We start from the raw sequence: 16767 nt of genomic DNA on the forward strand, positions 1-16767 counted from the left end.
GCATCGCATGATCTGCCATGAAAGCGTGCGTCAACGGTCGAACCCGGTAGCAGCTCAGGTGCCGAGGATCCGGCGGAGGCCCTCGACCGCCCGGTCGACGTCCTCCGCGGCGCTGCCCAGGCCGAAGCTGATCCGGAGCAGGCCGGTGGTCCCGTCACCGCAGGCGCCCGCCTGATCGGCTCCGGTCAGGCGGCGGACCAGCGGATGGGCGCAGAACTGGCCGGCCCGCACCCCGACACCGTGCTCGCGGCCGAGTCGCCGCGCCACGACGGCCGGATCCCGGCCGGGCAGGGCGAGGGAGACGATGCCGACGCGCGGGTGGTCCGGGCCGAAGACGCTGACCTCCACCGCGCCGGGAACGCCCGCCAGGCCCTCCCGGAGGCGGGCCAGCAACACCTGCTCGTGCTGGTGGACCGCGGGTCCAGCGCCCATCAGCGCCTCGCAGACCGCGGCCAGGGCGACCGCTCCGAGCAGGTTCGGCGTGCCGCCCTCGTGACGGGCGGCGCCGGTGGCCCAGGTCAGGTCGCCGGGACGGTCACCGACCGCGGCGCTCGCGCCACCACCGGCGAGGTACGGGTCAGCCGCGTCCAGCCAGTCCGCGCGGCCGGCCAGGACCCCGGCGCCGAACGGGGCGTACAGCTTGTGGCCGGAGAAGGCGATCCAGTCGGCGCCGAGATCGTCCAGGCGGGCCGGGCCGTGCGGGGCCAGCTGGGCGGCGTCGACGATCACCCGCACGCCGTACGCGTGCGCCACGTCGGCCAGCTCGCGGACCGGCCACACCTCGCCGGTGACGTTGCCGGCCCCGGTGACCGTGAACACCGCCGGGCCGGTCAGGGTCTCCAGAGCCCGCTGGAGCGAGGCGACGGCCTCGGCCGGCGACGACGGGGTGGGCAGGCGCAGCGGGTTCGGCCAGGGCAGCAGGTTGGCGTGGTGCTCGCCGTCGAACTGAACGGTCGTGGTGCCGGGCGGCAGGGCGCGGGCCAGCAGGTTGAGCGCGTCGGTGGTGTTCCGGGTGAAGATCACCGTATCGCCGGGGCGGGCGCCGGCGAACTCCGCGACCACGTCACGGGCCAGTTCGTAGGCGATGGTCGACGCGCTGGACCGTACCCCCGTGCCCCGGTGGACGCTGCCGTAGCGCGGCAGGAGGTCCTGGACGGCGTCGGCCGCGGCGCGGGCGCAGGGGGCCGAGGCCGCGTAGTCGAGATGCGCGAAACGCACGTGCTCGCCGCTGGGGAGTTCGACCTTGAGATCGTCGCCGACGATGTCCAGAGCGTTGCCGGGCGAGGAGCTGCTGGCCGAAGAGCTGAGAGCCAGAGAGCTGAGAGATGGCATGACCGCGCCTCCACGGGTTCGCCGTTTGCCGGTGTCGGGCGACACACGGCCTGGTCCTCACCCGGGGCACCCGCTCGCGAACGGAGGGTTGCCGGCCAGCAAGCCGGGGCTACGCGCTGGCACTCATGACCTGTCCTGGAAGTTAGCAGATGTCACAGACCCGGTCCATATCCCACTCACCAAGTAGGGTTTAGAGTCCTGGCATGACGATCCCGTCCCCGGCCCAGCCCTCATCCCCGCCCCCGCCCTCGTCTGCCGACGAGCTCTCCTTCCAAGACCGCTGGGACCAGTGGCACGCCGAGCACGAGAAGCGGCGGGCCGACCCGCACGGGTTCCTCGCGATCACCGGGCTGCACTGGCTGACCGGGACCCCGCAGCGCTTCGAGGACGCCCCCGGCGAGTGGAGCACCGGGCCGGCCGGGGTGACCGTCACGCTGGGCGACGGCGAGTCCCTCACCGTCGACGGTGCGACGGTGACCGGGAAGCACACGTTCGCGCCGCTCACCGAACGCGGCGACCTCACCGTGGGTCACGGCGACGCGAAGATCGAGATCGCCCGGCGGGGTGGGTACGACGTGGTCCGCCCCCGGCACCCCACCCACCCGGTGCTGGCCGGATACACCGGCACGCCCGCCTACCCGGCCGACGAGAAATGGGTGGTGACCGGTCGGTACGTGCCGTTCAGCGAGCCCCAGCCGATCACCGTGGGTTCGGTGGCGGAGGGCATCGAGCACGTCTACGAGTCGCCGGGCCGGGTGGAGTTCACGCTGGGCGGGGCGGAACTGTCACTCACCGTGTTCAACGGCGCGACCCCGGGGTCGTTGTTCGCGCTGTTCACCGACGCGACCTCGGGGCTGACCACCTACGCCGCGAACCGGAGCCTGTTCATCGCGCCGCCGCACGCGGACGGCACGGTCACGCTGGACTTCAACCGGGCCACCAACCTGCCGTGCGCGTACACCGAGTTCGCGACCTGCCCGTTGCCGCCGGCCGGCAACCGCCTGGACGCCGCGATCGAGGCGGGTGAGCGGCTCCCCCGGTAGTTTCGGCGGATGGAGGAACTCGCGGAACTCATCGGGATCCGCTCCACCGCGGACCGGCCGGCCGACCTGCGGCGTGCGCTCGACATGGTGCTCGCCCTGGTCGGCCCGGGTTTCCAGGTGCGCCGCTTCTCCTCCGGCGGCAAGCCGAGTGCCCTGGTCACCTCGGGCGACGGCGTGCCACGGGTGATCCTCAACGCCCACCTGGACGTGGTGCCGGGCGAGCCGCATCAGTTCATCGCCCGCCGCGACGGTGACCGCCTGTACGGGCGCGGCGCCCACGACATGAAGGCCGCCGCCCTGGTGATGGCCACGGTGTTCCGGGACCTCGCCCCGGGGCTGCCCTACCCGGTCGCGTTGCAACTGGTCACCGACGAGGAGGTGGGCGGTTTCGACGGCACCGGCCATCAGGTGGCGCGGGGCGTCCGGGCCGGGTTCGTGATCATCGGCGAGCAGAGCGGGCTGCGGATCGTCACCGAGTCGAAGGGCATCATCCGGGCCCGGCTGTCGGCGGCCGGCCGGACCGCGCACGCCGCCTACCCGTGGCTGGGCACGAACGCGCTGCTCGCGGTGACGGCGGCGGTGCACCGGCTGCTCGCGCGCCATCCGGTGCCGCGGGCCGAGGCGTGGGCCACGACGGTGAACGTGGCCCGGATCGAGACCCCGAACCGGGCCGCCAACGTGGTGCCGGCCGAGGCGTCCGCGCTGCTCGACATCAGATTTCCGCCGTCGGACCCGGACCTGGCCGGGCGGACCGCGGACGAGGTGGCCGCGCACCTGCGGACGGTCGCCGGGCCCGGTGTCGAGGTGGTGGTCGAGGCGCTCGGCGCGCCTCACCACGCCGACCCGGACAGCGTGTGGGTACGGCTGCTGCGGGAGGCCGCGCGAGCGGCGGGCTACGACGGGTCGCTGCTGCGCAAGCACGGGGCGGCGGACGGCCGCTTCTACTCGGCCGAGGGCGTCGACGCGGTGATCTTCGGGCCGGGCGGGGACGGGCAGCACGGCCCCGAGGAGTACGTGGATCTGCGCACGCTGGGGCCCTATCGCGACGCCCTCAGCGGATTCCTGAAGAGCTGAACGGTCAGCAGTCAGGCGGCGAGCGGCTGGGCGGCCAGCAGGTGCTCCATGCGGGCGGTGATGGCGCGTAGGTGTGGGCGGCGTTCGGCGCCGACCTTCGCGTTCCACGAGCACGGGCCCTGGCGGTGCAGCATCTCCGCGTACCGCGTCTCGGTGTCGACCCGCACGCCGCTCGGGCTGACGGTCTGGTCGGCGTAGGTGAGGGCGTCGTCCATCACGCTGCGCTCGTCCGGGAAGGCGGCCAGTTGCTCTCCGAAGCCACGGGCGGCGGCGACGAACCGGGCGCCGGAGTGGTAGGCGACCAAGCCGGCGATCCGGGCCGGCCAGCCTTCGGCGCTCAGGTGCACGGCGCCGTCGAGCGGGTGGAAGCCGGTCAGGGCGATCGGATCCGCGTAACCGATGTCGTGCAGCCAGGCGGCCGCGACGAGCACGTCCGGGTCGAGGCCGAGCCGGCCGGCGAGTTCCTCGGCGCGGGCCGCCACCCCGGCGGTGTGCTTCCACCGGTTGCCGCTGTCACCGATCAGCGACTCGGCGAGACGCATCGCCTGCCCGGCGCTCGGGAAGCGCGCTTCCCCGGCCACGAGAAAGCGGGCTGGAGCTGCGAGAACAGCGGTCATGGCGGGATGCTACGTCCGAAAGGGTTAACGGCGGATGTACGAAAAATGACCGCTGACCGAAACTGTCGGCCCTGTGCGATCAGGCCCCATGCGATCAGGCCTCGCGCAACCAGGCCCCGTGTGATCAGGCCCCGTGTGATCAGGCCTCGTGTGATCAGGCCCCGTGTGATCAGGCCCCGTGTGATCAGGCCTCGTGTGATCAGGCCTCGTGTGATCAGGCCTCGTGTGATCAGGCCTCGTGTGATCAGGCCTCGTGTGATCAGGCGCCGCGCACCCGCTGCGCCGGGACACCCGCCGCGTGGAGCCGCGCGGCGAGGAAGCCGCTGGGGTTGTCGAGGAAGACGGCCACCTGATGGTCGTCGCCGAGGTCGCAGGCCGCGACGACGGAACCGAGGTTGATGGGGTCGAGTTCGCGGACGTGCGCGAGATCGACGATCAGCCGCAGGGGCCGGACCCTGCGCACCGTGTGCACCAGGAGTTGCCGCAGTTCCACGGCCTCGTCCGGGCCGAGGGAGCCGCGCGGCCGGATCACCACGCTGCCGTCGGACCGCGTGCTGACTTCGAGACAGCCGCTGACCTCAAGGGTGGAGCCACGCATCGCCGACTGCCTTTCGTAACCGAGCGTTCAGCAGCCTGACCACCATAGGAGTCGCACCTGAGCAGTCCGGCCCAACGCCGGGTGGCCATCGAGTGAACTGTGGGCGCCGTCCACCTTTCGAGTGACCCCGCTCGATGGCCGGGCGTGGAGCAGGCCCCTGACCCCATGCCGCGCCTCCGCCGTCGAGGACCGGAGCCGGAGACCGGCATCGCCGGTCTCTGGCTCTTCGGCGGCGGGGAATCGTCCGAACGGCCCTTTCCGGGCCAAGATCCGTCTGCTTACCTCGATACGCCTCCGAATCGACGAAGCGGGTCTATATGTTGCGAAGAATCACCGCCGGCATTTCTCGATACCGGAGGCGACTACTCGCAGCAGCGGTAGTGACACTTTCCGTGGCGCCGTTGACTCTGATCAACGGCAACGCCACCGCCGAGGCCGCGCTCCCGCCGCAGCCCGGCAACTTCACCGGGTACGGCTTCGACGCCTGCACCGCCCCGTCCAGCGAGGCGATGGCCGCGTGGCTCCAGTCGTCGCCGTACCGGGCCGCCGGCATCTACTTCGGTGGCAACAACCGCGGCTGCACCCAGAAGAACCTCACCGCTTCCTGGGTACGCGAGCAGATCACCCGCGGCTGGCGGCTGATCCCGCTCTACGTCGGCCCGCAGGCCAGTTGCACCACGATCACCGCCAAGCGGAATCTGATCGACAACGCCAACGCCGCCGCGATGGGCCGGGCCACCGCCGAGGACGCGGTCCGGCAGGCGGTCGCTCTCGGGCTCTCCAAGGAGAGCGTGCTGATCTACGACATGGAGTCGTACCGGACGAACGACGCCGCCTGCCGTGACGGCGTGCTCCAGTTCATGAGCGCGTGGACGGCCCGCCTGCACGACTTCGGGTACTTCTCCGGCTACTACAGCAGCGCCGCCTCCGGCATCGCCGACCAGGTCGCCGTCTACAACCAGCCGGGGTACGTCCGTCCCGACTACATCGACTTCGCCCGCTGGGACGAGGCCGTCACGGTCAGCGACAAGGTCCTCCCGGCGGACTACTGGCAGCCGAAGCGCCGGATGAAGCAGTACCGCGGCGACCACAAGGAGACGTGGGGCGGCGTCACCATCAACATCGACAACGACTATCTGGACTTCGCCCAGCTGCCCGGCGCGAAGCTGTCCGACTGGAACCGCAACGGCTGGTCGGACGTCATGGCCCGGACCTCGTCCACCGGCAACCTGTTCGCCTACCCGGGCAACGGCACGGTCGTCACCGAGGGCAGCCGCACCAAGATCGGCTTCTCGAAGACGGCGAACGCACTGCTGCGGATGGACCTCAACCGGGACAGTTACACCGACCTGATCGTCCGTACCAAGGCCGGCGCGGTCAACTTCTACCCCGGTCTCAGCAACGGCAAGTTCGGCAAGCGCAAGCAGCTCTACAAGAACTTCAAGCACATGCGGGAACTCACCGCGATCGGCGACTTCAACCGGGACGGCTACCCCGACCTGCTGGCGCAGCAGACCAGCAACGGCAACCTCTACCTGTACCCGGGGCAGAAGGGCGCCAAGTTCGGCAAGCGCAAGGTCGTGGCGTACGGCAACTGGAACACCCGCAGCGAGTTCACCGGTGTCGGCGACTTCAACCGCGACGGCTTCCAGGACATGGTCATGAAGGTCAACAGCACCGGCGACCTCATGCTGTACCGCGGCAAGTCCGGCGGCCTGCACGGCGGCATGAAGATCGGCAACGCCAAGGGCCTGCGCGACCTGCTCGGCGTCGGCGACTTCGACCGGGACGGGTACACCGACCTGGCCGCGGTTCATGCGTCCTCCGGCAACCTGATGCTCTACCGCGGCAACGGCAAGGGCCTGATCTCGGGTGTACGCATCGGCACCGGCTACAAGGGACGCTCCCCACTGTTCTGACCGAGCCGTTCTGACCGAGCCGTTCTGACCGAGCCGTTCTGACCGAGCCGTTCTGATCCCGCCCGTTCTGATCCCGCGCGGGCGGGTATGGCTCTCTCCGTGAGAGCGATGAGGTTCACCGTGGCCGTGGCGGCCGTCGCCCTTGGTGTGCGCGCCGCCCGGTCCCGCCATCGACGGGCGCTGCATCCGGCCGGCCGCACGTTCACCGGCGAACTCGAGGTCTGGGGCACACCCACGACGGCCGGTTCGGTCCTGATCGACCGGCCGGGCCGGCACCGGGCCACGGTCCGGGTATCCAAAGGGGCCGGCGCCCGCGGAAGCCTGCCCGACGTGCTCGGCCTGGCCATCCGGGTGCACGGCTCCACCGGGCCGGACCGCGACCTGCTGCTGTCCACCACCGGGCGCGGCCGGCTGACCCGGCACCTGCCGATTCCGCGGCGGTCGTTCGACACGGTCTACGGGTCGATCACCCCGTACCGCAATCGCGAGGGCGCCACGGTGTATCTGTCGGCCGGGCCGGACCGGGACGGGACCGCTCTGGGCCGTACCCTCGCCTCGGTCTCCGCCGCTGCCGACGGTGACCGGGACGCCGGCTTCCTCCTCTATGCCGGTGGCGCCCGGCCTTTCGGACGGGTCCGCCTCGGGCCGGCGCTGCCGCCTGAGGCCGATGCCGCCCTGGCCTTCGACCCGGTCGGCAACGCGCCCGCCGATCTGCGTCCGGCCGGTTTGCTGAACGCCACCCGAGCCGTCGCCTACCGCGCGAGCCGGCGGTGGCGGGGCGTCAGTCCAGCAGCCGATTCTCCGGGCACGGTGTCGAAGACGCGGAGCGAGCCGAGGGCGTGCCCTTCCGGGTGACCAGCGGGGCGGAGGCGTAGAACCGGACACCGGCCAGCACCCCGGTGACCCACGGCTTGCGGGCCCGCGGGCCCGGTCAGAACCAGCGGCGCCGGCGGTAGTGGCCGTGGTGCCGGTAATGCCCGTGCTGCCGGTAGTGGCCGTGGTGCCCGTAACCCCCGTGGTGGCCGTAGGCGCCCGGGTGATGGCCGTATCCCTGCTGGCGCGCGATCCGGTGGTTGACCTCACGCAGGAGGCCGTCCACCGCGGGGTTGTGCCGGCCATGGGACATCCGCTGCAACTTCGACGCGACCATCGAGAGCACGAACCGTTTGACAAAGCCCACCGCACGTCTCCTCTACCCGCCCGGCCCGTCGTCGCCGCGGGCCTTCCGGACTCCAGCGTATGCCGCCGGTTCCAGCCCTGACCTGTGCGTTCCCTGGCCGTTCACTGTGTCCCCAAGGGGTCGTCTTACGGTGAATCGATGCCGCTCAGCTGCTCCTCGAGGTGGAAGACCTGGTCGAGGACGACCATGCCCTCATCGGGACGGGCCTCGCCGAGGGCGGGGAAGAACTCGGCCATCGCGGCCTGCCAGCGGGCGTTGACCTCGGTGCGTGCCATCGCCTCCTGGGCCGCCGCGAAGTCGTCGGTCTGCAGGGTGCCGACGAGCAGGCCGTCGGGGCGGAGGAAGAGGCGGTAGTCGCGCCAGCCGGTCGAGGCGAGAGCCCGCAGCATCTCGGGCCAGACGGCGGCGTGCGCGGCCCGGTAGGCGTCGAGCTTCGCGGGATCGACCTGCAGGGTGAAGCACACGTGCGTCATCGGGACTCCTCGCTCGCGGCGGATCATGACTCGCCCGCCATCATGCCGCTCCCTCACCGTGTCAGAAAGCCGGCTGAGGCCCGCAGCCGGGATCAGGGGGCGGAGCCCCGTACCCGGATGCTCAGGTGTCGTAGGTGCCGCAGTCCCATGGCGCCGCGAACGCCATGTAGTCGCCCGGCTCCGCGGTGACCCACCAGATATCGCCGGTGACCTCCGGCCCCTGGCTGATCAGCCCGAACGTCGTGCCGAACCGCTCGACGCGGAACGGCGCGATCGAGATCCGGCCGTACGTCACGTCGCCGAGCTCCCTGACCCGGACCGCGTGGGCCCGATCGGCGGCGACGCTCTCCTCGCTGCCGAACGCGTCGATCCGGGCCGTGATGAACGTCCCGTCCGCCCGGAAGAGATACAGCGCCACGAATTCCCGGTTGTCCCCGTCGACCGGGTGGGTCTCGAACGGGCGGGTGAGGAAGAACTGCCGGCCGTCCGCGGTGTGACCGACGTAGCCGGCCTTGTAGTCGTCGTGGTCGATCGCGATCCGCTCCGGCGGGCCGGTCTCCGGTCCCACCTCGGCGTCACAGGGATCGCCGGTCGGGCTCGCCGAAGCAGGGGCGGTCGCGGGGGAACTGCTCGCTGAAGGGGAACTGCTCGCTGATGCGAGGTTGCTCGCGGCGGAAGGGCGGGACACCGTCGCGCACCCGACCGTCGCTCCGGCGTGCAGAAGCGTGACCAGGGTAAACGCGGCCACTCGCCGCCATCCGGAGATCATGGCCGCAGACCGTAGCGGACGCCCGGCCGGTCCGCGCGGGCCGTGGGGTCTGGATCGCGCGCCGAGCCGGTGGTATTTATGTCGCATGCGAAATACTGCGATCGAGGCCGGCGGCATGAGCGGCACCCTGTGGGAGCCCGACGAGGAACCGGCGGCGGTGCTGGTGATCCATCCGGCGACGGCGACGCCCGCCGGGTTCTACCACGGGCTCGCCACCTACCTGGCGGAGAACCGGATCGCCGTGGTCACCTACGACTACCGGGGCACCGGCCGCTCCGGTTCCCCGCGCGATCACCGCGACGTGGGCATGCGCGACTGGATCGAGCAGGACGTGCCGGCGATGACCGCGTGGGCCGCCGGGTGGGCCGCCGAGCGGTTCCCGGCCCTGCCGCAGCTCGCGATCGGCCACAGCGTCGGCGGGCACGCTCTGGCGCTCGGGCACGGCGGCGCCGGCCTGACCGCGTTCGCGCTGGTCGCCTCGCACATGGCGTCGATCGCCGCCATTGAAGACCGGGTGGAGCGCCTGCGCGTACGCCTCGTGTTGTCCGTCCTCGGGCCGGCGCTCGCCGCCGTGCTCGGCTACGTCCCGGCCCGCCGCCTGGGTCTCGGCGAGGACATCTCGGTGGCCGCGATCCGGCAGTGGTCAGACTGGGGCCACCTGCCGAACTACCTGTTCGACGACCCCGCGATGCAGGCCGCGGAGCGGGCCGCGACCGTCACCCAGCCGGTGCTCGTGATCGGCCTGAGCGACGATCCGTGGGCGACGCCGCAGCAGGTCGACCGGCTCGCCGGGCGTCTGGTGAACGCCCGGCTGGAACGCCGCACCTACACCCCGGCCGATGCGGGCGTGCCGCGCGTCGGTCACCATGGATTCATGCGCCGCACCGTACGCGACACCCTCTGGCCCGACCTGCTGACCTGGTTCCAGAAGCAGGTCGCGAACGCGGCGCCATGAGCGGGAACCGGCTCGTCTTCGAGGTGATGAACGCCGAGCGCTCGCTCCGGCGCTGGATCGACGCGCGGTCCGGGGACAGCGGCATCGGCGCGGCCGGCGCCGGCGTCCTGTTCTATCTGGCCGGCCACGACCACGCGCTGGTCGGTGACGTCAGCGCGGCCCTGTGCGCGTCGCCGTCGGGAATAAGCGGCCTGGTGAGCCGCCTGGAGAAGGGCGGGTTCGTGGCGAAGTCGCCGGACACGGTCGATGCCCGGGCCGTGCGCTTGAGCCTCACCCCGCTGGGCCGGGAGGCCGTCGCGACGGCGAAAGAGGTCGTCAAGGAGTTGAACACCGAGCTGTCGGACGGCTTCACCGATGAGGAGTTGGCGATCGTGGCCCGCTGGCTGGGACAAATCACACAGCGCTTGACCTAGATGCCGGTACTTCCGCTGGGCGGCTGGGCATACCAGAGTGATTGCCGGGTGCCCTGAGGTGTGAGGGAGTACTGATGAGTCATCGAGTGGTAGTCGTGGGGGCCGGGTTCGGCGGCCTCTTCGCGATCAAGGCGCTGCGCCGTGCGGACGTCGAGATCACCCTGATCAACGGTACGGCGTACCACCTCTTCCAGCCGCTGCTCTATCAGGTGGCCACGGGCATCCTGTCCGAGGGTGAGGTGGCACCGCCGATCCGCGAGGTGCTGCGCCGGCAGGAGAACGTCGACGTCCGCCTCGGCTGGGTGCGGGACGTCGACGTCGAGGCGAAGATCGTCTCGGTGGCCGGCCCCGGCATCGACTACACCGTGCCGTACGACACTCTGATCGTCGCCGCCGGCGCCTCGCAGTCGTACTTCGGCAACGACGAGTTCGCCGACCACGCGCCCGGCATGAAGAGCATCGACGACGCCCTGGAGTTGCGTGCCCGGATCTTCGGCGCCTTCGAGGTCGCCGATCTGCACACCGACCCGGAGACGATCGAGCGGTGGATGACGTTCGTGGTCGTCGGCGCGGGCCCGACCGGCACCGAGATGGCCGGGCAGATCGCTGAGCTGGCGCACCGCACGCTGCGTGGCCAGTACCGCCACATCGACTCCCGCAAGGCGCGGATCCTGCTGGTCGACGCGGTGGGGACGGTGCTGAACACGTTCGGCGACCAGCTCTCCGCCAAGGCCGAGAAGCAGCTGGACAAGCTGGGCGTCGAGGTGCGGACCAACACGAAGGTGGTGGCGGTCGACTCGACCGGCATCGAGGTGGAGACGATCGGCGGGGAGGCGGCCGGGCATCGCGAGCGGATCCCGACCATGACGAAGGTGTGGGCGGCCGGGGTGGCGGCCCCGGCGCTGGCCGGGAGGCTGGCGGCGGCGACCGGCGCGAAGACCGACCGGGCCGGCCGGATCCTGGTCGAGCCCGACACCAGCCTGCCGGGCCACCCGGAGATCTTCGTGCTCGGCGACATGATGAACCTGGCCGGCGCCGACGGCAAGCCGCTGCCCGGGGTGGCGCAGGTGGCCATCCAGAGCGGCCGGCACGCGGCCGGCCAGATCAAGCGGCGGCTCAGCGGCAAGGAGACCGGTCAGCCGTTCCGGTACTTCGACAAGGGCAGCCTGGCCACGATCTCCCGCTTCTCGGCGGTCGCGAGCATCGGGAAGCTGCACCTGTCCGGCTTCTCGGCCTGGGTGGTGTGGGTGGCGGTGCACCTGTTCTACCTGGTCGGCTTCAAGAACCGGGTCACCGCGGTGCTGCACTGGTTCGTCAGTTTCCTCGGGCGAGGCCGGTCGGAGCGGGTGGCCACCCAGCAGCAGGCGTTCGCCCGCCAGGCGATCCGGGCATATGGCGACCCGTTCCGACGCGCGGAGGCCGAGCGGGTCGAGGCTGAGCGGGTCGAGGCTGAGCGGGCCGAGGCCAAGCGCTCGGCGGCCCAGCGGACGGCGACGGGCGCTGACCAGGCGACGACACAGGCGCGGTGATCGGGGCGCGGGCCAGGTAGCGTGTACCGGCCCGCTGCAGTTCTGAGAAAGGTCCACCATTGGTTCCGGTCACTGTCAGTAGCCCCGTGGTGGCCAGAGCCAGGACGCTCGCCCCGGTCTTTCACGAGCTGACGCTCTTCCACGGCAGCATGGGCGCGGGGAAGTCGACGCTCGCGCTGCAGAACGCGTACAACCGTCGTGAGGCGGGCCGGCCCGGCATCCTGCTGACCAGCATGGATCGGGCCGGCTCCGGGGTGATGTCGTCCCGGCTCGGCGTGGCGGCGGACGCCATCGAGGTGACCGACGGCACCGACCTGACCGCGCTGATCGCCGAGGAGGTGCCGGCCGGCGGTTTCGTGATCGTCGACGAGGCGCAGTTCCTCCGGCCGGAGCAGGTGGAGCAGCTGGCCTGGGCGGTGGACGAGCTGTGTGTGGACGTCGACTGCTACGCGATCTCGACGGACTTCATGGCCCGGCTGTTCCCGGGCGCGCAACGGCTGCTGGAGCTGGCCGACAACATCGTGTCGCTACAGGTCGAGGTGACCTGCTGGTGCGGCCGTCCGGGGCGGCAGAACGCCCGGATCGAGGACGGCCGGGTGGCCCGCTCGGGCGCGCAGGTGGCGGTCGGTGACACGTCGGACGCGGCCGAGGTCACGTACCGGGTGCTGTGCCGGCGTCACTGGCGTGACGGTGACGCCGGCCCGGCGCACTCGTGATTCCCCGCCGTCCGTAACCCCGTTCAGGGGTAGATCATCCAGGTCCGCAGGTCGCCGTGGACGTCGAAGAGGTAGCCGCCGTCGCCGACGCTGTGCGCGGCCGGGTCGACGTTCGAGAAGATCGGCTTGGTGAGTCCCCAGTACTTGTGGCCGGCGGTGTCCTTCCCCTTGCCGATGTGCACATAGACGTCGCCGCCCGCGGGCGCCACGGTCCCGGCCGGGAAGGTGTACCGGCGCAGGCCTGAGTCGCGGACCCACCAGCCGCCGATCGGGACGTCCGCCGCCGACGGGTTGTGGACCCGGAACCACTCGCCGTTGAGGTTCTTCTCGTCGAGGCCCTCGGCGTCCGCGTTGACGGTGACGGTGAGGCCGCTGTTCTGGGCCGGGCCGGGCTTGCAACTGGCCGGGTCGTAGAGCCCGCGGCCCGCCGCCGCGGCCTCCTTGGCGGCCCGGTGGTAGACCTCGTCCATGGCCCACTCGCCGGGGAACGCCTGCCACAGGGTGAAACCACCGCGGACCATCTGCTCGCCGACGTCCTGCCACTGACCGCCGATCTTCACGGCGACCGAGCGCAGCGGCCGGCTCCCGCTCTTGCTGGAGGCTTTGAGGGCGGTCAGCCGTACGGTGCCGCCGCCCGCCTTGATCAGTTGCTCCAGCCGCGCGTTCGCGGCCAGGGCGTGGCAGTCGCCCTTACGGCGTTCCGGGTAGTGCGAGTAGACGTGCTGTTCCATCGCCTGAATGCCGAGGACCCGCACCGACACCACGTTCCTGGTGCCGTCGCCGGCCAGGTCGACCCGCAGCGTGTCGCCGTCGGGAACCCAGTCGACCTTGCCGGTCCAGACCTGGCAGTGGGGACTGCCCGCGACCGCGCGGCAGGCGGCGCCGGCGGCGTGGGCCGGGGCGGCGAGGCCGGCGAGGGTCAGCGTGACGGCGGTGGCGAGAGTCGTGAGGCGGCGGAACATGCCGTTCCATCGGTCCTGACAGCGGCGGGTTGAGAAACAGTGGCAGGTTGAGAACTCGAACCACATTCACGGTCCCCATGGCAGGTCAGGACCCCGGGGCTGGTTTCGGCACGTCCGGGGCCTTCTTCTCGCACCAGGTCGGGCGCGCGTCTTCGTGGCCGAGCCGAGGGTGGTGGTCCTCGACGAGGCCACGTCCAGCCTCGACCTGCGCTCGGAGTTGCGGGTGGAGGCCGCGATCCAGCGCCTGCTGGAGGGACGCACCGCGATCCTGGTCGCCCACCGCCTCTCGACGGCCCGCCGAGCCGACCGCGTCATCGTCGTCGACGCGGGAGGCATCGTCGAGCAGGGGCACCCACGAGGAGTTGCTCGCCGTCGGAGGCCGCTACACCGCCATGTACGCCACCTGGGAGTCCCACGCGTCGCGCGACCCGCGAGGAAGGCGACGGTGATGGCCTCGGGCAGTGATGTTCTTAGGCAGTGATGTTCCTAGGCAGTGATGTTCCTAGGCAGTGATGACCTTAACGGTATGGACAATGAAGTCATAGATCGTTGCGTATCTGTGGCGAGGCCGGGGAGGGTCGGAGAATCCCAACGGAGGTGCTTTGTGGACCTGTCCCGAACGCTGGCCGGAATCGGTGCCGCGTTGCTCGCCTCGGCGCTGCTCACCGTCCCGCTCACCAACCCCGCGGCGGCTGACCCCGGCGATTCCCCTTCCACCCGTGACTTCGGCAACGGGCCGGAGCGCAACGAGATCGCCGCGATCGGTGCGCTCTCGACACCCGCACCGTTCTCGGCCTCAACCCCGCCCCCGGCGCTGACGGCGGCGGAGCCCGCGAAGGCCTGGACGCTCCAGCTCGGATCACACCAGGGCCGGAAAGGCTTCCCCCGGCAGAACAGCCTGCCCGTCCGGCCGGAGAACCCGGACGACCGCTCGATCAAGCTCGGGCTCATCCCGTACCACGCCATCGCTCCCGCGTTGAACGGGTTGCAGAAGGCGTCGGATCGCGTCTCCGCGGAGATCGTGGGGAAGTCGGCCGGAGGCCGCGATCTCTATCTGGTGACGGTGACCGCGCCGGAGTCGGCCGCCGAGGCGGCCCGGCAGGACCGCTGGCGGGAGCTGATCGAGGAGAACCCGGCCGCCGCCAAGCGCGACGGCCGGCTGAAGGCCGGTTACAAGACGCCGGTCTGGATCAACGCGAACATCCACGGCAACGAGTGGGAGGGCACCGACGGCGCGCTGCGCGTCATCGAGCGCCTGGCCACCGCGACCGACGCCGCGACGAGGGACTTCCTGAAGCGCAGCCGGGTGTACGTGACCGTCAGCAACAACCCGGACGGCCGGGTCACCGGGACCAGGGCGAACGGCGCCGGCTTCGACATCAACCGGGACCACGCGACCAGTTCGCAGCCGGAGTCGCGGGCGGTGCGGGACGTGGTGATCGGGACGCAGCCGTTCGTGATGCTCGACGAACACGGCTACACCGGGACGACGCTGATCGAACCGGCCACGCCGCCGCACGGGCAGAACTACGAGTACGACCTCTACATCAAGCACGCGCTGCCGAACGCGCTCGGCATGGAGGCGGCCATCCAGAGACTGGGGCACGCCGAGACGACCCGCGCCGACATCCCGTTCCGGGACTACGCTCCCGGCGACTGGGACGACTGGCCGCCGATCTTCACCCCGATGTACGCCATGTACCAGGGCGCGATCGGCCACACCGTGGAGATCCCGCTGCGGGTCAACAACGCCGACTACACCAACCTGCCGGTCGACGAGTTGCGGCGCCGGTCCCGGATCAACACCGACGTGGCCGCCGCGACGATCGAGGCGGCGCTGACCTACGCCGACACCCATCGGGCCACGCTGCTCGGCGACCAGATCGAACAGTTCCGTCGCGGCTGGGCCGGCGAGCCGTCCCCGACCATCCCGGACGGGTTCGTGCCCGGCTTCGGCCCCGAGGACCGTTACTCGACCCGGTTCCCGCGCGCCTACGTCATCCCGGCCGGCAGTCCCGCCGCCGCCCGCCTGGTCGACCATCTGATCGCCCACGACGTGCGCGTGACGGCGGCCCGCCACGACTTCTCGCTCAACGGGCGCCGTTACGGCAAGGGCACCTACATCGTCGACATGCACCAGCCGAAACGCGGCCTCGCCAACGTGCTACTGGAAGCCGGCCGGGACATCTCCGACCTGGTCCCCCAGATGTACGACATCTCCGGCTGGAGCCACGGCCTGCTCTGGGGCGCCGCCGTCGACAGCAGCCGCACGGCCGCGCCGCGGGTGCTGACGACGCCGGTCACCAGGGCCGCGGCGACCGGCTCGGTCGACGCGCCGCGCGGGCGCGACCTCACCCTGTCGCTGCGCGACGGCAACCACGTGCGCGCGGTCAACGAGTTGCTCGCCCTCGGCGTCAAGCTGCGGCGTACGGACGCGGGCGCCATCGTGGTCCCGGCCGAGGCGCGGCGCGAGGCCGTCTCCATCGCCAGAACATGGGGGGTACGGTTCACGGCCGCACCAAGAGGCGCAAGAGGCGAAGTCCTGGAACCGCCGGCGATCGCCGCTGCCGTCTCCGCGGACGAGCTGTTCGCCCTGAGGGAGATGGGTTTCGGTGTCCAGACCGTCTCGACCGCGATCCTGAACGCCGGTTTCGACCTGTCCGGCGTGGACACGCTGATCGTCTCGTCCGGCCTGTCGTACACCGCGTTGAACGCGTCCGCCCGCGCCTCCGTCGACGCGTACCTGGCCCGTGGCGGTGGTGTGCTCACCCGCGGCGCCACCGGCGCGAGCTTCAACGCGGCGGCGAAGGTGCTCCCGGCCACCGCGGTCACCGGCCGCAGCGACGCGAACGGCGTCGTCACGGTCGTCAACGAGGGCCCGATCGTGGGCCGCGGTTCGCTGCCGCACTCGTTCGTCTACTCACCGATCTGGTTCACCGGCGCCGGATTCACCGTCGAACAGCGTTACGGCGCGGATCCACTGGTAGCCGGTCACTGGCTGCCGACCGACGCCGGAACCAACGGGCCGGCCCAGGCCGCCGGCCAGGCCGCGGTCGTCTCCGGCGTCACGGCGGGCGGCGGCAACGCGGTGCTGTTCGGCACCGAGCCGCTGTTCCGGGCCCACCCCAAGGGTTTGTACGCCCCGTACGCCCGCGCCCTCTTCTGGAGCGCCGGGTAGCCGCGGCGC

General features: G+C 71.2%; 17 protein-coding genes and 1 riboswitch. Of the genes, 10 read left to right on the forward strand and 7 right to left on the reverse strand.

Features of this window, described 5'->3' with window-relative positions; translation table 11 throughout:
• Nucleotides 1-54 precede the first annotated feature (54 nt).
• Complete coding sequence (locus QLQ12_RS00795; RefSeq protein WP_282756373.1) at nucleotides 55-1332, reverse strand: aminotransferase class V-fold PLP-dependent enzyme; 1278 nt, start codon at nucleotides 1330-1332, stop codon at nucleotides 55-57.
• Between the two features lie 16 nt (nucleotides 1333-1348).
• Nucleotides 1349-1463, reverse strand: a riboswitch (SAM riboswitch).
• A 72-nt stretch (nucleotides 1464-1535) separates the two neighbouring features.
• Between QLQ12_RS00795 and QLQ12_RS00800 the strand changes: the two genes are divergently transcribed.
• Entirely contained in the window at nucleotides 1536-2375 is an 840-nt protein-coding gene (locus QLQ12_RS00800) for a DUF1684 domain-containing protein (protein ID WP_282756375.1), read from the forward strand.
• Nucleotides 2376-2384: 9 nt separating this feature from the next.
• Nucleotides 2385-3449 (forward strand): M20 family metallopeptidase, encoded by a 1065-nt coding sequence (locus tag QLQ12_RS00805; protein WP_282756377.1) that lies wholly within the window; start codon nucleotides 2385-2387, stop codon nucleotides 3447-3449.
• Between the two features lie 11 nt (nucleotides 3450-3460).
• Here the strand turns inward: QLQ12_RS00805 and QLQ12_RS00810 are convergent, their stop codons facing one another.
• Nucleotides 3461-4066: an HD domain-containing protein gene (locus QLQ12_RS00810; protein ID WP_282756379.1), complete on the reverse strand. Its 606-nt coding sequence runs from the start codon at nucleotides 4064-4066 to the stop codon at nucleotides 3461-3463.
• 259 nt (nucleotides 4067-4325) lie between these two features.
• Nucleotides 4326-4664, reverse strand: coding sequence for an STAS domain-containing protein (locus tag QLQ12_RS00815; protein ID WP_282756380.1), 339 nt, complete (start codon nucleotides 4662-4664; stop codon nucleotides 4326-4328).
• A gap of 392 nt (nucleotides 4665-5056) precedes the next feature.
• Here QLQ12_RS00815 and QLQ12_RS00820 point away from each other — a divergent pair, with 392 nt between their 5' ends.
• Together QLQ12_RS00820 and QLQ12_RS00825 are read left to right on the forward strand one after the other, a co-directional pair.
• Nucleotides 5057-6583 (forward strand): glycoside hydrolase domain-containing protein, encoded by a 1527-nt coding sequence (locus QLQ12_RS00820; protein ID WP_407651392.1) that lies wholly within the window; start codon nucleotides 5057-5059, stop codon nucleotides 6581-6583.
• 108 nt (nucleotides 6584-6691) lie between these two features.
• Nucleotides 6692-7438 (forward strand): hypothetical protein, encoded by a 747-nt coding sequence (locus QLQ12_RS00825; RefSeq protein ID WP_282756383.1) that lies wholly within the window; start codon nucleotides 6692-6694, stop codon nucleotides 7436-7438.
• 76 nt (nucleotides 7439-7514) lie between these two features.
• On the opposite strand, the gene QLQ12_RS00830 is transcribed toward QLQ12_RS00825, so the two are convergent.
• The 3 genes from QLQ12_RS00830 to QLQ12_RS00840 form a co-directional block, all read right to left on the reverse strand.
• Nucleotides 7515-7763, reverse strand: coding sequence for a hypothetical protein (locus tag QLQ12_RS00830; protein WP_282756385.1), 249 nt, complete (start codon nucleotides 7761-7763; stop codon nucleotides 7515-7517).
• Between the two features lie 125 nt (nucleotides 7764-7888).
• Entirely contained in the window at nucleotides 7889-8236 is a 348-nt protein-coding gene (locus tag QLQ12_RS00835; protein ID WP_282756387.1) for an L-rhamnose mutarotase, read from the reverse strand.
• A gap of 121 nt (nucleotides 8237-8357) precedes the next feature.
• On the reverse strand, nucleotides 8358-9005 hold the full coding sequence (locus tag QLQ12_RS00840) for a hypothetical protein (protein WP_282756388.1): 648 nt from the start codon (nucleotides 9003-9005) through the stop codon (nucleotides 8358-8360).
• Nucleotides 9006-9090: 85 nt separating this feature from the next.
• On the opposite strand from QLQ12_RS00840, the gene QLQ12_RS00845 reads away from it, so the two are divergent.
• From QLQ12_RS00845 to QLQ12_RS00860, 4 genes are all read left to right on the forward strand, one after another.
• On the forward strand, nucleotides 9091-9960 hold the full coding sequence (locus QLQ12_RS00845) for an alpha/beta hydrolase family protein (RefSeq protein ID WP_282756389.1): 870 nt from the start codon (nucleotides 9091-9093) through the stop codon (nucleotides 9958-9960).
• Nucleotides 9957-10373 carry a MarR family winged helix-turn-helix transcriptional regulator gene (locus QLQ12_RS00850; protein ID WP_282756390.1) on the forward strand — a complete coding sequence of 139 codons (417 nt, stop codon included), beginning with the start codon at nucleotides 9957-9959 and terminating at the stop codon, nucleotides 10371-10373. The genes QLQ12_RS00845 and QLQ12_RS00850 overlap by 4 nt, the downstream gene beginning before the upstream one ends.
• A gap of 74 nt (nucleotides 10374-10447) precedes the next feature.
• Complete coding sequence (locus QLQ12_RS00855) at nucleotides 10448-11902, forward strand: NAD(P)/FAD-dependent oxidoreductase (RefSeq protein ID WP_282756392.1); 1455 nt, start codon at nucleotides 10448-10450, stop codon at nucleotides 11900-11902.
• An 86-nt stretch (nucleotides 11903-11988) separates the two neighbouring features.
• On the forward strand, nucleotides 11989-12618 hold the full coding sequence (locus QLQ12_RS00860; protein WP_282756394.1) for a thymidine kinase: 630 nt from the start codon (nucleotides 11989-11991) through the stop codon (nucleotides 12616-12618).
• A 23-nt stretch (nucleotides 12619-12641) separates the two neighbouring features.
• On the opposite strand, the gene QLQ12_RS00865 is transcribed toward QLQ12_RS00860, so the two are convergent.
• Nucleotides 12642-13580: a lamin tail domain-containing protein gene (locus tag QLQ12_RS00865; RefSeq protein WP_282756395.1), complete on the reverse strand. Its 939-nt coding sequence runs from the start codon at nucleotides 13578-13580 to the stop codon at nucleotides 12642-12644.
• Nucleotides 13581-13734: 154 nt separating this feature from the next.
• Between QLQ12_RS00865 and QLQ12_RS00870 the strand changes: the two genes are divergently transcribed.
• Both QLQ12_RS00870 and QLQ12_RS00875 read left to right on the forward strand, forming a co-directional pair.
• Nucleotides 13735-14061 (forward strand): hypothetical protein, encoded by a 327-nt coding sequence (locus QLQ12_RS00870; protein ID WP_282756397.1) that lies wholly within the window; start codon nucleotides 13735-13737, stop codon nucleotides 14059-14061.
• Between the two features lie 123 nt (nucleotides 14062-14184).
• Entirely contained in the window at nucleotides 14185-16758 is a 2574-nt protein-coding gene (locus tag QLQ12_RS00875) for a M14 family zinc carboxypeptidase (RefSeq protein ID WP_282756398.1), read from the forward strand.
• The last annotated feature ends 9 nt before the right edge of the window (nucleotides 16759-16767 follow it).

This window comes from Actinoplanes sandaracinus (genome assembly GCF_030009775.1).
GTDB lineage: Bacteria > Actinomycetota > Actinomycetes > Mycobacteriales > Micromonosporaceae > Actinoplanes > Actinoplanes sandaracinus.